Annotated in this window: 15 protein-coding genes; 11 read left to right on the top strand and 4 right to left on the bottom strand. The window is 43.2% G+C overall.

What is annotated here, in order from left to right:
• Positions 1-15 precede the first annotated feature (15 nt).
• Together rapZ and whiA are read left to right on the top strand one after the other, a co-directional pair.
• Complete coding sequence (rapZ, locus tag WMO37_RS10225) at positions 16-888, top strand: RNase adapter RapZ (RefSeq protein WP_022433167.1); 873 nt, start codon at positions 16-18, stop codon at positions 886-888.
• Positions 889-899: 11 nt separating this feature from the next.
• On the top strand, positions 900-1,844 hold the full coding sequence (gene whiA, locus WMO37_RS10220) for a DNA-binding protein WhiA (protein WP_349154954.1): 945 nt from the start codon (positions 900-902) through the stop codon (positions 1,842-1,844).
• Positions 1,845-1,920: 76 nt separating this feature from the next.
• Here whiA and WMO37_RS10215 read toward each other — a convergent pair whose 3' ends face one another.
• Together WMO37_RS10215 and WMO37_RS10210 are read right to left on the bottom strand one after the other, a co-directional pair.
• Positions 1,921-2,679, bottom strand: coding sequence for an SDR family NAD(P)-dependent oxidoreductase (locus WMO37_RS10215; protein ID WP_349154953.1), 759 nt, complete (start codon positions 2,677-2,679; stop codon positions 1,921-1,923).
• Between the two features lie 16 nt (positions 2,680-2,695).
• Positions 2,696-3,283: an HD domain-containing protein gene (locus WMO37_RS10210; protein WP_349154952.1), complete on the bottom strand. Its 588-nt coding sequence runs from the start codon at positions 3,281-3,283 to the stop codon at positions 2,696-2,698.
• A gap of 275 nt (positions 3,284-3,558) precedes the next feature.
• Between WMO37_RS10210 and WMO37_RS10205 the strand changes: the two genes are divergently transcribed.
• The 6 genes from WMO37_RS10205 (at position 3,559) to WMO37_RS10180 (ending at position 9,519) form a co-directional block, all read left to right on the top strand.
• Positions 3,559-4,110, top strand: coding sequence for a YcxB family protein (locus tag WMO37_RS10205; RefSeq protein ID WP_349154951.1), 552 nt, complete (start codon positions 3,559-3,561; stop codon positions 4,108-4,110).
• Between the two features lies 1 nt (position 4,111).
• Entirely contained in the window at positions 4,112-4,693 is a 582-nt protein-coding gene (locus WMO37_RS10200) for an N-acetyltransferase (protein ID WP_349154950.1), read from the top strand.
• Positions 4,694-4,792: 99 nt separating this feature from the next.
• Complete coding sequence (locus WMO37_RS10195; protein ID WP_022433161.1) at positions 4,793-6,187, top strand: citrate/2-methylcitrate synthase; 1,395 nt, start codon at positions 4,793-4,795, stop codon at positions 6,185-6,187.
• A 29-nt stretch (positions 6,188-6,216) separates the two neighbouring features.
• On the top strand, positions 6,217-7,509 hold the full coding sequence (gene aroA, locus WMO37_RS10190; protein WP_349154949.1) for a 3-phosphoshikimate 1-carboxyvinyltransferase: 1,293 nt from the start codon (positions 6,217-6,219) through the stop codon (positions 7,507-7,509).
• A gap of 34 nt (positions 7,510-7,543) precedes the next feature.
• The gene (locus WMO37_RS10185) at positions 7,544-8,212 is read left to right on the top strand and encodes a GntR family transcriptional regulator (RefSeq protein ID WP_349154948.1); all 669 of its coding nucleotides are present in this window, start codon (positions 7,544-7,546) and stop codon (positions 8,210-8,212) included.
• A gap of 191 nt (positions 8,213-8,403) precedes the next feature.
• Positions 8,404-9,519 carry an SGNH/GDSL hydrolase family protein gene (locus WMO37_RS10180; protein WP_349154947.1) on the top strand — a complete coding sequence of 372 codons (1,116 nt, stop codon included), beginning with the start codon at positions 8,404-8,406 and terminating at the stop codon, positions 9,517-9,519.
• A gap of 3 nt (positions 9,520-9,522) precedes the next feature.
• Here WMO37_RS10180 and WMO37_RS10175 read toward each other — a convergent pair whose 3' ends face one another.
• Positions 9,523-9,939, bottom strand: coding sequence for a GNAT family N-acetyltransferase (locus WMO37_RS10175; protein ID WP_349154946.1), 417 nt, complete (start codon positions 9,937-9,939; stop codon positions 9,523-9,525).
• A gap of 238 nt (positions 9,940-10,177) precedes the next feature.
• A complete protein-coding gene (locus tag WMO37_RS10170; protein ID WP_349154945.1) occupies positions 10,178-10,465 on the bottom strand; it encodes a CD225/dispanin family protein in 288 nt (95 codons plus the stop codon).
• 140 nt (positions 10,466-10,605) lie between these two features.
• On the opposite strand from WMO37_RS10170, the gene WMO37_RS10165 reads away from it, so the two are divergent.
• The 3 genes from WMO37_RS10165 (at position 10,606) to proS (ending at position 14,077) form a co-directional block, all read left to right on the top strand.
• The gene (locus tag WMO37_RS10165) at positions 10,606-11,289 is read left to right on the top strand and encodes an RluA family pseudouridine synthase (protein ID WP_349154944.1); all 684 of its coding nucleotides are present in this window, start codon (positions 10,606-10,608) and stop codon (positions 11,287-11,289) included.
• A gap of 213 nt (positions 11,290-11,502) precedes the next feature.
• Positions 11,503-12,600, top strand: a complete 1,098-nt coding sequence (locus WMO37_RS10160; protein WP_349154943.1) for an AI-2E family transporter — start codon at positions 11,503-11,505, stop codon at positions 12,598-12,600.
• A 37-nt stretch (positions 12,601-12,637) separates the two neighbouring features.
• The gene (gene proS, locus WMO37_RS10155; RefSeq protein ID WP_022433151.1) at positions 12,638-14,077 is read left to right on the top strand and encodes a proline--tRNA ligase; all 1,440 of its coding nucleotides are present in this window, start codon (positions 12,638-12,640) and stop codon (positions 14,075-14,077) included.
• Positions 14,078-14,223: the final 146 nt, after the last annotated feature.

Raw genomic sequence — 14,223 nt, 5'->3', positions numbered from 1 at the left:
GGACGGCTCATCGTTATGAAAATGGTTATTGTTACAGGAATGTCGGGTGCGGGCAAATCAACGGCACTCAATGTATTGGAAGACGAAGGCTATTATTGCGTCGATAATATGCCGATTTCCTTAGTCGTAAAATTTGCGGAGCTGGCGGCAGGTCAGGAAGAAGGATATTCAGACATTGCGCTGGGAATTGATATCCGCAGCGGCAACGCACTCGGGGAATTCGATGAGGTTTTAGATGAGCTTTCCCGCAGGCACTACCGGTATAAAATCCTGTATCTGGACTCAAGCGATGAGGTGCTTGTCAAACGCTATAAAGAAACGCGCAGAACGCATCCGCTTGCAAAAGATGACCGTGTTGATAAAGGCATTGCAAGAGAGCGCAAAAAGCTGGAGTTTTTAAAGAAGCGCGCGGATTACATTATTGATACCAGCCAGCTTCTGACAAGGGAATTTAAGCAGGAGCTTGAAAAGATTTTTATTCAGGGAGAGCATTACAACAACCTGTTTGTAACCGTGTTATCCTTTGGATTTAAATACGGGATTCCGTCGGATGCCGACCTTGTTTTTGATGTCCGTTTTCTGCCAAATCCCTACTACGTCAGTGAATTAAAGCCGCTGACGGGAAATGATAAGGCGATTCAGGATTATGTCATGGGATTTAAGGCGGCAAGGGATTTTTTGGACAAAATTACGGACTTAGTGGCATTTTTACTGCCCAACTATGTGCAGGAGGGAAAAAACAGCTTAGTTATTGCGATAGGCTGTACCGGTGGAAAACACCGCTCCGTGACACTTGCAAATGCCCTTGCGGACAGGTTAAAACACACGGAATACGGCTGTAAGGTCGAACACCGGGATATAGATAAAGATACGAAACGTAAAAAGTGAGGACAGGAAACATGTCGTTTTCATCTGAGGTGAAAGAAGAATTAGGAAAAAGGCTGGATACGGCAAGGCACTGCCAGATTGCGGAATTTGCCGCCATTATGGCATTTTGTGGAAAAATGCGCAGTGACAGCGGTGAGGAAATGCAGATTGAGGTCATGACGGAAAATGAAGTCGTTTTGCGGAAATTCATCCTGCTGGCAGAAAGCATTTTTGAAATGGAAGAACACGATTTTGTCATTGAACATGAGGGAAAGAAAAACAGTCTGATTCATGTGTATATTAAAGAGCCGGTTTATGTTACAAAGATTCTGATGACATTAAAGTGGTGTGATGAGCAGTTTACGCAGATTGAGCCGGTTTTTGTGCATCCGATTCTGGTGCAGAAGGAGTGCTGTAAAAAAGCATTTATCCGCGGGGCGTATCTTGCGGCGGGTTCAATCAGCGACCCTAACAAATTTTATCATTATGAAATTGTCTGCGAATACGAAGAAGATGCGGTGCAGCTACAGGAATTACTGCTGTATTTTGAGCTGGATGCCAAGGTGATTCAGCGCAAGCGCAATTACATTGTATATTTAAAAGAAGGAAATAACATTACAGATGTACTCAATCTCATGGGTGCGGTGGTGTCCCAGATGAATCTGTATAATATTATGATTTTAAAGGGGATGCGAAATGATGTAAACCGCAAGGTCAACTGTGAAACTGCCAATTTAAATAAGACGATTGAGGCGGCGGTCAAACAGATCCGCGACATTGAATATCTGCGGGATACGGTCGGATTAGAGAGCCTGTCGGACGGACTGCGCCAGGTCGCCTATGTGCGCCTTGAAAATCCCGATATGAATTTAAAGGACATCGGGGAACGCTTAAATCCGACAGTTGGCAAATCCGGTGTGAATCATCGCCTGCGTAAAATCAGTGAAATGGCAGAACAGCTTCGCGGAGAAGCCTAAGGCGCCAACCGGCATAAACAGACATAAAGGGCAGATGAGAAAACGTCCGTGCGGATTTCTCATCTGCCCTTTGCAGTTAGTAGCCTTTCTTTTTTTGCTGTTTAGAAAGAATGGAAAGTAAAATCTTTTTCGGTGTGAAGCGGCTGCCCCATACGGCGGCACGCATAAGTGGTGATGGTACAATCGTAAGCGTACCTTTTGACATTTCCTTTAAGCAGTAAGAAACACAGCGTTTTGCGGAAATGCCCGGAAGGGCGAAAGTGACATTTGCCGTTTCGTTAAAATTTGTATTGACAGGACCCGGACAGAGCATACTGATATGGACATTGCTGTGTACTTCCTGTAATTCCTGATAAATGGCATTGGTCAGGCTGGTGACGTAGGCCTTGGTTGCGTAATAAGTAGACATATACGGTCCGCCGGGCAGCAGTCCGGCACTGGAAGCAACATTTAAAATGTAGCCGCGGTCTTTTTTCATCAATTCCGGCAGCAGTTTGCGCGTTAAAATGTGCAGTGCTTTGATGTTCACATTAATCATGTCCAGTGATTTTGATAAATCCGACTGCGCGAAGCGGTCTAAGTCGCCAAATCCTGCGTTGTTAATCAGAATTTGGATATCAAGCGGTTTTAATTCTTCTGTAAGCTGCATACACTGTGCTTCTTTGGATAAGTCGCAGGAAATGATGCGGCATTTGCAGGCAAGTTCTGCGGCAAGTTCTTCTAACGCTTTGGTGTTACGTGCCACTAAAATCAAGTTGTAGCCGCGTGCGGCAAGCTGCGCTGCAAATTCTTTTCCGATGCCGGAGCTGGCACCGGTGATACATGCTGTAGGCATAAAATCCCTTCTTTCTTTAATTTATGATGGTTCCTTTTTCGATGTTTTCACGAATGATACGGTCAACGACCTCAAATAACTGTTCTGAGCCGAGGCGGGTTTTGGACTGACGTCCGTAAACCTGTTCTGCGGTAACACCGTGTTCACGCCAGTCTCCGCCGCCGTTGCTGTTATTTAAAAGTAACGGCTGTAAATTATCCATGGAATGTGCAAATTTAGATTCCGGTGTTTCATACGCTTCAAATTCGTCAAACAGCGCAGTCAGTTCTTCTTTTTGTTCGTCTGGAAGCAGGGAGAAAATGCGTTCCTTTGCGGCATCTTCCCTTGCTTTCTGCGTTTTTAAGCCCTCGGCATCATACGCATACGTATCGCCTGCATCAATTTCCACAATATCGTGAATCAGGCACATCAGCATAACTTTTGCAATGTCTACAGGCTCATTGGAATATTCCTGCAGCAGATATGCCATGATAGCCATATGCCATGCGTGTTCGGCATCATTTTCATTTCTTCCGTGCCCCGACAGGTGGGTCTGTCGGAAAATATTTTTTTCTTTGTCAATTTCCAGCGCAAAATCCAGCTGTTGTTTTAATCGGTTATTCATACTATCCTCATTCCTGAGCAACTTGTTGCGAAGTGGCGATGAGAAATTCGCACAGGCGATTTCTCATCTGCCATTATAGCTATTTGTTTTTGCTCAGAAACAAATAGCCTTGTGAAAAATAAGCGCATCAGCGTTATTTTTCACATTATCTCCATTTCATACTAATCTCCTGATTCTTATTGTAACTTTTTCAATTCTGATTTACAATAAGAACATATTTGTTTTTCATAAGGGAAAAGAAAATGTCCGGACGCCGGATAAAGGGGTATAAGTATATGGTAATAAAGAATCAGACAAAAATGAAAAAGGAGCATATTCAGGCAGTCATGCGCGCGGCAAATTTCGACAATGACCGCTATAAAAAGTTTAAGCTGATGTACAATTTTTTCGGACTGTTATTCGGCATGATGTTTGTGCGCTATCTCATATTTGAAATGCTTGGAAGCAGTGAGCGCCAGCCGGTCATGATGGTGTTATACGGCATTGTGGGAGCAGTCTTTTTGTATATCGGCATGTACGGCATGGATAAAAGCAATTATAAAAAGTATTACCGCATTTACGGCAATATGATAGGAATTACGTTTACTTACGAGGCAGACAGTGAAGGAATCCGCATGACTGATGAGGAAGGCGACAATGAATTTTTTGAATGGGAACGCATGTTAAAATGGGTAGAAGATTTAGACAGCTTTTTTGTATACATGGGGCTGGAGGAGTGCCTGATTTTAGACAAGAACAGTTTTGTGGAAGGAACGGACATTAATTTTAAGGAACTGCTGACGGCGGTTGCGGGACTGAAAAAAGAGGAAAATGGAGATGAGTATTAGCATGACAGAAAAAGTATATATGCGTGAACTGACCGAACAGGAAATGACAGAAATTTATCAAAGTCATCTGGTTGAGGATTTTCCGGCGGGGGAGGTAAAGCCGCTGGCACATATGTTAGAGGGCAGAAAAAAGGGACAGTATGAGGCATACGGGCTGTTTGAGAAGGATACGTTAAAGGGTTATGCGTATTTTATCAAAAACAGCACACAGCCGATTGCACTGCTGGACTATTTTGCGATTGTCCGGGGGCTGCGGAGTGCCGGTTACGGTTCACTGTTTTTAAAGAAATTACAGGCAATGTGCATAGAACAGCAAAAACAGCTGATTCTGGAAGTGGAAAACCCGGATTATGAAACGAGGGAAGATAAAAAGGTACTGATGCACCGCCGCATTGCATTTTATCAGAAAAACGGCATGCAGTTAAGCGGTGTGACATGCAATTTTTATGACAATGAATACCGCATTATGTATGCGGGAGCGCATTGTGAAGATACAAAAGTGCAGGAAATAACGATGAATACATATCTGAACTTTTTCGGTGCAGATGTTGTCCGGAAACGTGCGGTATTTCATGTGCTTTAATGCTGTAGCGAATTGACAAAGAAAAGTAAATGTTGCATAATACATTGAAGACTTTTTTGAAAATGAGAAAAGACAACGGGGAAAAAAGGAGGAAGCAATATGAATAATCAGCAGATGATGGAATTGACAACCGTAGAAAAGAGTGAGTTTGAACAGTTGGTATCTGAATGTACCCGCTCCGGTTCAATTGATTCCAATTTGTATATTGAATACGACGTTAAGAGAGGTCTGCGTGACAGTAACGGTAACGGTGTGCTTACCGGTCTGACAGAGATTTCCGACGTCTGCGGATGTCATAGTGTGAACGGACGAAAGATTCCGGTGGACGGTGAATTATATTTCCAGGGATACAATGTGGAAGATATTATCAAGGGTTCATCCAGAGACCGTTTCCGTTTTGAGGAAGTGACGTATCTGCTGTTATTCGGTTCGCTGCCGGATGATAAGCAGTTTGAAAGCTTTCTTAGAATCCTTACGGATTTACAGGAACTTTCTGGTGCGTTTATCCGTGATGTTATCATGAAGGCAACCAGTGCGAATCTGATGAATTCCCTGATGAAAAGTATTTTAAGCCTGTATTCTTACGATGAAAATCCGGACGATATTTCCGTGCCGAATGTCCTGCGCCAGTCATTACAGCTGATTGCAAAAATGCCGCTGCTTGCGGTTTATGCATATCAGGCATACAGACATTACAAGCTGGACGGCACACTGATGATTAAGAATCCGAAAAAGGGCTATTCCACAGCGGAAAATATTTTATATATGTTAAGAGATGACGGACAGTTCAGCGAACTTGAAGCCAAGGTACTCGACATCTGTCTGGTACTTCATGCAGAGCACGGCGGCGGTAACAACTCTACATTTACAACACACGTTGTTACATCTTCCGGTACGGATACGTATTCTGCGATTTCTGCATCAATTGCATCTTTAAAAGGACCAAAGCACGGCGGTGCCAACTTAAAGGTACAGAAAATGTTTGCAGACATCGAAGCAAACTGCAAGGATTGGGAAGACAGAGAGGAAGTCTGTGCATATCTTAACAAAATTCTTGATAAGGAAGCCTTTGACAAGGCAGGACTGATTTACGGTATGGGACATGCTGTTTATACCAATTCTGACCCGCGTGAAGTGATTTTAAAGAGATTTGCAAAGCGCCTGTCAGAGGAAAAGGGCATGCAGAGAGAATTTGCACTGTATGAACTGGTAGAAAAGGAAGCCGGGGAACTGATTATGCACAAGAGAAAGCTGTTTAAGCCGGTTTGTGCAAATGTCGATTTCTACAGCGGATTTGTATACAGTATGCTGGGAATCCCGGAAGAATTATTTACTCCGATTTTTGCGATTGCAAGAATTTCAGGATGGTGTGCACACCGCCTGGAAGAACTTGTTAATGCAGGAAAGATTATCCGTCCGGCATATAAGTATGTGGGACATCACAGACCATACTGCACAATGCAGGATCGAAATGAAGGAAAACAGCCGAGATAGGCGAATATAGATAAAAGCAGGAGAAGAAAATGTCACAGTATAAGGTAAAAACAGTTCATCACCCGCTGAACTGTACGGTTGAAGTACCGGGGTCTAAGAGTATCACAAACAGGGCACTGTTAATGGCGGCGCTTTCAGATGGGGAGTGTACGCTTCATAGCGTGTTATTCAGCGATGATTCAAGACATTTTTTGACAAGTTTAATTGCCCTTGGATATGTCATTGAAGTCAATGAGGTGGATAAGTATGTGCTGATTCACGGAAAAGGCAGACAGATTCCGAAGAAGGAAGCAGCGATTGATGTAGGAAGTGCGGGTACGGCAGCAAGATTTTTAACGGCAATGCTGGCACTTTCCGATGGGGCATATACCATTCAGGCATCAGAACAGATGAAAAAACGTCCGATGCGGCCGCTGTTTGAGGCGCTGACCTCGATGGGGGCGGAATTTACATTTTTAGAAAAACCGGGACATCTTCCGGTACAGGTTAAGGGTGCGGCATTTGGCGGAAAAAAGCCTGCCGATAAGGTACAGGTAGATATCAGCGAAAGTACACAGTTTTTAAGTGCATTGCTTATGGTTGCGCCGATGCTTGAAAATGGTTTAAAGATTCACATTACCAGTAGAAAAACAGACGGCTCGTATATCCGCATTACAACGAAGATGATGCACCAGTTTGGCTGTAACGTAGTTCATGAAGGCAGTTTATATGCGATTGCACCGGCAGAGCGGTATATGCCGGGAACATATCAGATTGAGCCGGACGTATCGGCGGCATGCTATTTTTATGCAGCAGCGGCGCTGACAGGCGGACACGTTATTGTAAAAAATGTGCATTCAACCTCCATGCAGGGTGATATGAAATTTATTGACGTTTTAAAACAGATGGGATGTGCCGTTACGGAAGAACGAGAAGGCATCTGTGTGACAGGACCAAAAGACGGTGTATACAGTGGAGTGGACATTGATATGAATGATTTTTCAGACCAGACCATGACACTGGCGGCGCTGGCACCGTTTGCCCAGACACCGACGTATATCCGCAACATCGGACATATCCGTTTACAGGAGTCTGACAGAATCCATGCCATTGTAACGGAGCTTACACGGCTTGGCATTGAAGTAAAAGAAGAAGAATCTGCAATTTTAATTTATCCGGGAACGGTAAAGCCTGGAATTGTCAGTACATATGATGACCACCGTATGGCAATGGCATTTGCACTGCTCGGTATTCGTGCGGAAGGAATTGTGATTGATAACTGTGAGTGCTGCCGAAAGACCTTTGAAGATTACTTTAAGGTACTGGATCGGGTACTTGCGTAAATGACAGCAAATCAGCGGGAAATGGGGTGTGCAGTTGGACAGCAGGCGACAGGGGTCAGCGAAAGACTATGTGGTACAGGAGCTGATTCATGACATTATAAATATAAAGTTAAAGCCGGGAGAAAAGTTATGTGAACCGGCATTGTGTGAGCGCTTCGGGGTCAGCCGCACACCGTTTCGGGAAGCGGAACTGGAACTGGCACAGCGGAAATTAATCGTTGTCCGTCCGAAGATTGGCACATTTGTATCGTTTATTGATAAGGAACTGGTAGAGGAAGTGCGCCATTTAAGAAGCGTTCTGGAAGCGGAGCTTGCGGTGATGGCATGCTCTATGCTGACAAAAAAAGATATTGACCGGCTCTGGGAAAATGTTGCGGTCTGGGAAATGTATATGCAGCGGGGCGATTACGAGAAAATTTTACAGCTGGATCAATCGTTTCATGCCATGGTGTATGAGATGTGCGGCAGAACTTACTGGCACGAACTGGTGGAAAGTATTTCGCCGCATTTTGACAGGACAACCGTGCTGAGTTTCCAGTGCAGACCAACGGACAGTATTTTATCGGATCACAAAAATCTAGTGGAAGCCATAGAAAAGAAGGATACAGGACTTGCAGGGCAGGTGGCAAGGCAGCACATGGAACGCTATTCCGAAAATATTGATACTATTTATGAACAGTTTAGTGAATATTTTGCAAAATGATGAAAGTTACAGCTCTTTATGGGCTGTAATTTTTTTAGTAAAGTGGAACATTGATAATAAAATATCAATGTGCTATTATATTTGTAAACATTTACGGACAAGTACGATGAATATAAAAGCAGATTTTAGCAGAGTTAAAAATCGAGTTGACGTAAAAATCAGTCAGAGTATGGTGAAAAGGGGAAAATAGCATGCAGATTCATGTATTGGGAGATTCAATTGTAACGGCGTATGGCAGTGATGAGAACAATTTTATTGGCGGCTGGGGCGACCATTTAGACAGTTTTTTTAAAAAGGAAGTACCGGTGCTTGTTTATGCAGAAGGCGGCAGGAGCAGCCGGAGTTTTCTAAACGAGGGCAGGTTTATGAATTATGGAATATTTTCAAAGGATGAATTTCCGTATGGCATGGGACCGGCATATGACAGGATTTGCCCCGGGGATTATGTTCTGATGCAGTTTTGTCATAATGATGATGAGAGCAAAGGATACGGCACCTATGTAGACAGGATGACACCGCTTGGAAAGCCGGATAGTCATGGAATTTATCCGACAGTCGTGCCTGATGAACAGATGAAGGTGTCAACCGGACAACTTCCGTCGGAATATGCTGCACTGCTGAGAAAAAACGGAATGACAGAGCAGGAAATAGCTGTTTATGAAAGAAAGTACCGGGAACTGATTTTGCAGTACGGTGAAAAATACTGGTCGTATGACTGTGGTGCAACTTATAAAGGCTATTTGAAATTTTATATTGATAAAATAAGGGAACGTGGAGCAGTTCCGGTATTAGTAACACCACCGCCGCGTCAGTATTATAAAAATGGAAAAATTGCGGCAGTTGCAGGACAGCATGGTGGAGAGGATGCATTTGGCGCATTTCCTTATGTGAGGGCAATCAGGCAGCTTGGAAGACAGGAAAATGTTGTTGTATTGGATTTGTTTCAAAGAAGTCTGGAGTTGCTGGAGCAGCTTGGAGAAATGGCGGCAAAAAGTCTTCAAAGCATTAAAGATAAAGAGGGCGTAACGATTGGGGAAGCACGGTACGGCAGACCAAAGAAATGGGTGGAGGATTATGATGTATATTGGGAAAAGGGGAATTTTACAGTGGATAACACACATCAGAACCGTCTGGGGTCATATCTGTATGCGGCAATGATTGCAGACTGTATCAGTGAGCAGCTTCCCAATCTGGCGCAATGGCAGCTTCCATGTGCATCAAAGTCTATGCGTTGTCCGGCGCGGATTCGGACACTAATTCCAGTAATGGAAGCCGCAGTGCATCATATTGGTATAAAGATAGTATAAAAATTACAGTTTTTTTTCCATATAAATATGCGGGCAGTTTTCGTCCAGGTATTCTTCACCCTGACGGACAAAGCCCAGTGTTTCATAAAAGCCTGCGGCGCGCACCTGCGCAGAAATGCCGATTTTTTTGGCATTTTTAGCAGTGACATAGGACTGTGCTTCTGTTAAGAGCAAAGAACCCAGCCCCATGCCGCGGTAAGGCTTTAAAACGGCGATTCTTCCAAAGATATAGATATTTTTTACTGTATCAAAAAAAATTCTGCAAGTTGCAATTGGATTGTCATTTTCGTATCCGACAAGAAAATGCGCTTCGTTATCTTTCTCGTCAAATTCGTTTTTAAATCCCTGTTCTTTTACAAAAACTTCTTTCCGGATAAAAATGGCGTCTTCAGGTAAAGTATCAAAATGTTTTATCTTCATAATGGTTCTCATTTCTGTGGTTGTTTTATAAATGTTTTTGTTAAATTGGTAAATTGTATGATACTATATTGGAGGGGAAAGTGTCAATTTAATCGATGGAGGCGTAAATTCGGTGGTAAATGATGTATTAGAATTGGAGAGCGATAAAATTATTGCGCGGATTCGTGCGGAATTATTAAAGTAGAAAATCATAAAAACAGGGAGCGGTTCAGCAATTCCTGAATAACTCCCTGTCTGATTAAAGAAAAAGTATGCTTACCATTCCGAAGAAGAGACGGAATATAATTTTGATAATGCCGAGAATAACACCGATTAGTAAAGCAATTTTTACAGTCTTAAAATTAGATTCATATTTTTCATAATTGCCCTGCATATAAGCGGTGTTTGCAAAAACAATGTATACAATGGCAACGATGCCGCAGATTTTATTGGCAAGAAGCAGACATACAATGCTTAGTGCCAGCCACAGACTAAAGGAAGGGCAGGACTGATTTGGAGGCATTGGATTATTATTATAATTGTTCATGAGAAAATCTCCTTTAATTTTAGTAAGAGTATATATGCTATTGTAGAGGATTACACAATATTCGTCAATAAGGAAATAATAATCGGAATTACAGGAACAAATACTGGGAAAAAGCACATTAGTAGTAGAAAGGAAAAAACGTGAAAATTATCTATGAAGATACGGAAAAATTAATTGTAGAAAAACCGGCAGGGGTATTGACCCAGTCGGCGCGTTCCTTTGATACAGACCTTGTCAGTGAAGTGCTGACCTACAGAAGGAGCAAAAAAGAAACAGCATATGCGGCAGTTATTAACCGGCTGGACAGACCGGTTGGCGGGCTGGTGCTGTTTGCAAAGACAAAGCAGGCGGCGGCGCGGCTGTCAAAGGAAATGCAGCAAAATACACTGAATAAACAGTATTATGCGTTGATTTGTGGAAAACCGGAGCAGTCAAAGGGAACGTTTGTGGATTATCTGCAAAAAGATGCGAAAGCGAATCTGTCCAAAGTTGTTTCAAAGGAAAGCAAAGAAGCAAAGCGGGCAGAGTTAGAATATGAAGTACTAAAAACCGTGTATGTACAAGCGCATGAACAGATGCCGGTTACACTTGTAAAAATTCATCTGATTACCGGAAGACATCACCAGATACGGGTGCAGTTTGCTTCCCGCGGACTGCCGTTACTGGGAGATACCCGGTACGGCGGCCAGACAGAAGCAGACTGCCGGATGGCTTTACAAAAAAGCGGAAAACCGCTGATACAGCGGTATGAAATTGCGTTGTGTGCGTATGCACTGACCGTAGACAAAAAGACTTATGAACTTGCACTGCCGTGGCAGGTTTAAATTCTAAAAAAAACGGAAATACTGTTCTCATAAAAGCGGCATAAAAATGCCTGCGGAAATCGAGGGAGTATGAAAAATAATGCTGATGCGATTATTTTTCATACGGTTGTTTATTTTCAGATGAAAACAAACAACCTTGATGGCAGATGAGAAATCGCCTGCGCGAATTTCTCATCGCCACTTCGCAGCAAAGCTGCTCAGAATCGAGGGAGTATGAATAATAAAGAATCAGTATGGACGTTTAGGCGGCGGATGGTATTGCTTTTGGGAAGCGGTGTCATTGTTTTTTTGGTATATCTGGCGGTGCGGTATCTTTTTGTACTGGCATCTCCGTTTATTATTGCTTATGGTATTGCACTGGTGATTGAAAAACCGGTCAATGCGCTGGCAAAGGTGTTCAGAGGGAAAAAGACGCTGGCATCGACTTTGATTGTAACAGGGCTGACCATTATCATTGCGGCGGCGGTTTTTTATATTACATGGCTGGGTGTGGCAGAAATTAAGAGTTTTATTGCTAATTTTGAATATTTATTTATTATGGTACGGCAGAAAACCGCGGGGATTTGTCTGGATGTTGATGGAATGTTAGGGCTTTCGGACGGATGCAGCCTGGAATTTGTATGCAGCTGTGCAGACAGAATCCGGCGCATTTTCCAAAACGGACATCCGGAAGAAGTTGTTAGCAGTGTGCTGCGGATTTCCTTTCCGATTCTTGTAAACACGGCGGTTATTGCAGGTGCAGTCATTGTGTGCCTGATTTCCGTAGTGTATTTATCCGGTGTGCTTGAAAAGGTAAGAAAATGGCGGGAAAACAGCATTTTCAGGGAGGAAGTCTGTGCGCTGACACTGGAACTCAAAAAACTGATACAGGTTTATTTTAAAATAGAACTTATCATTATGCTTATTAATGCCGGAATCTGTATTGCGGGATTGCTGCTTATTCACAATCCGTATGCGGTTGTGATTGGCATTTTAATCGGACTGGTGGATGCACTGCCGTTTTTTGGCACGGGGACGGTACTGATTCCGTGGGCGGTTATTTTACTGCTGTTTCGCAATTACTATGCCGGTGCGGTACTGCTGTCCGTGTATGTGATGACGTATTTTGTCCGCGAAATCATGGAGTCAAAATGTATGGGCGACCGGCTGGGCATTGCACCTTTTACAATGCTGATGGTCATATTTACGGGCATTATGGTGTATGGAATTTTGGGATTTATTTTAGGACCGTTGTCATACTGTATGATGAAAGCACTCATAAGATATTTTGCAAGTGTTCTTGAAAATGCGGGGGGAACGTGGTACACTTGAAGCTATCTAGCGATTGCGAGGAAAATGGAGGAGAATCATGGCTGAAGAGAAGAAGTTAGTTGAGGCAATTACATCCATGGATGTGGACTTTGCCCAGTGGTATACAGATGTTGTAAAAAAAGCAGAACTGATGGGATATTCCAGTGTCAAGGGCTGCATGATTTTTAAACCGGCAGGTTATGCAATCTGGGAAAATATCCAGAAGGAACTGGACAGAAGATTTAAGGAAACAGGCGTTGAAAATGTATATATGCCGATGTTCATTCCGGAAAGCCTGTTAGAGCGTGAAAAAGACCATGTAGAAGGCTTTGCACCGGAAGTTGCATGGGTAACATACGGCGGCTTAAATCCGCTTCAGGAAAGACTGTGTGTCAGACCGACTTCCGAAACACTGTTTTGCGATTTTTATAAAGATGAAATCCAGTCTTACAGAGATTTGCCAAAGGTATACAACCAGTGGTGTTCTGTTGTAAGATGGGAAAAGGAAACAAGACCATTCCTTCGTTCAAGGGAATTCTTATGGCAGGAAGGCCACACAGCACATGCGACAGCAGAAGAAGCTGAGGCAAGAACACAGCAGATGTTAAATGTTTATGCGGATTTCTGTGAACAGGTGCTTGCTATTCCGGTTGTAAAGGGACGTAAGACGGATAAAGAAAAATTTGCAGGTGCAGAAGCAACGTATACAATTGAAGCATTAATGCATGACGGTAAGGCATTACAGTCCGGTACAAGCCATAACTTCGGTGACGGATTTGCCAAGGCATTTGGTATACAGTATACAGACAAAGACAATAAGTTAAAGTATGTACATCAGACTTCATGGGGTATGACAACACGATTAATCGGTGCGCTGATTATGGTACACGGCGATGATTCGGGACTGGTGCTTCCGCCAAAGATTGCGCCGGTACAGGTTGACGTGATTCCGATTATGCAGAATAAGGACGGCGTGCTTAATAAGGCATATGAAGTGAAGGAAGCCCTTGTAAAGGCGGGTCTGCGTGTCAAAGTAGACGACACCGACAAGAAGCCGGGCTGGAAGTTCTCAGAACAGGAAATGAGAGGTATTCCGGTCAGAGTTGAAATGGGACCGCGTGATATTGAAGCCGGACAGGCGATTATCGTAAGACGTGATACCAGAGAAAAGACAACGGTTGCAATTGAATCACTTGCAGAAGAAATCAAGAACATTTTAGACAAGATGCAGACTGAAATGTTAGAGCGTGCAAGAACACATCGTGAAGCACATACCTATGTTGCGACAAATTACGACGAATTTAAAGATGTTGTTGCCAATAAGCCGGGCTTTGTAAAGGCAATGTGGTGTGGTGACCAGGCATGTGAAGATAAAATTAAAGAAGAAACAACGGCAACTTCAAGATGTATGCCATTTGAACAGGAACACCTTTCCGATGTATGTGTATGCTGTGGCAGACCTGCAAAGAAAATGGTTTACTGGGGTAAAGCATACTAAGAGTTGAAATACGTTAAATAAATCCGTCTTGTACGGGTGATTATGGGCGCAACGCAGCATAATGGCTTGTATAAGGCGGATAATTTTATTTATTTTCAAAAATTACGGTGACAGACAGAAACAAAAATGAAAAGTGGAATTGAAAT

Source organism: Lachnospira intestinalis, from assembly GCF_040095895.1.
GTDB classification, from domain to species: Bacteria; Bacillota; Clostridia; order Lachnospirales; family Lachnospiraceae; genus Lachnospira; species Lachnospira intestinalis.
Note: the sequence above shows the minus strand (reverse complement) of the source record. Positions and strands in the feature narration are given on the sequence as shown.

Coding starts and splice junctions, on each gene's coding strand:
- WMO37_RS10170 (WP_349154945.1), bottom strand. CDS start 10,465: ATGAACAATTATAATAATAATCCAATGCCTCCAAATCAGTCCTGCCCT.
- WMO37_RS10210 (WP_349154952.1), bottom strand. CDS start 3,283: ATGAATAACCGATTAAAACAACAGCTGGATTTTGCGCTGGAAATTGAC.
- whiA (WP_349154954.1), top strand. CDS start 900: ATGTCGTTTTCATCTGAGGTGAAAGAAGAATTAGGAAAAAGGCTGGAT.
- proS (WP_022433151.1), top strand. CDS start 12,638: ATGGCTGAAGAGAAGAAGTTAGTTGAGGCAATTACATCCATGGATGTG.
- WMO37_RS10200 (WP_349154950.1), top strand. CDS start 4,112: ATGACAGAAAAAGTATATATGCGTGAACTGACCGAACAGGAAATGACA.
- WMO37_RS10180 (WP_349154947.1), top strand. CDS start 8,404: ATGCAGATTCATGTATTGGGAGATTCAATTGTAACGGCGTATGGCAGT.
- WMO37_RS10215 (WP_349154953.1), bottom strand. CDS start 2,679: ATGCCTACAGCATGTATCACCGGTGCCAGCTCCGGCATCGGAAAAGAA.
- aroA (WP_349154949.1), top strand. CDS start 6,217: ATGTCACAGTATAAGGTAAAAACAGTTCATCACCCGCTGAACTGTACG.
- WMO37_RS10205 (WP_349154951.1), top strand. CDS start 3,559: ATGGTAATAAAGAATCAGACAAAAATGAAAAAGGAGCATATTCAGGCA.
- rapZ (WP_022433167.1), top strand. CDS start 16: ATGAAAATGGTTATTGTTACAGGAATGTCGGGTGCGGGCAAATCAACG.
- WMO37_RS10195 (WP_022433161.1), top strand. CDS start 4,793: ATGAATAATCAGCAGATGATGGAATTGACAACCGTAGAAAAGAGTGAG.
- WMO37_RS10175 (WP_349154946.1), bottom strand. CDS start 9,939: ATGAAGATAAAACATTTTGATACTTTACCTGAAGACGCCATTTTTATC.
- WMO37_RS10160 (WP_349154943.1), top strand. CDS start 11,503: ATGAATAATAAAGAATCAGTATGGACGTTTAGGCGGCGGATGGTATTG.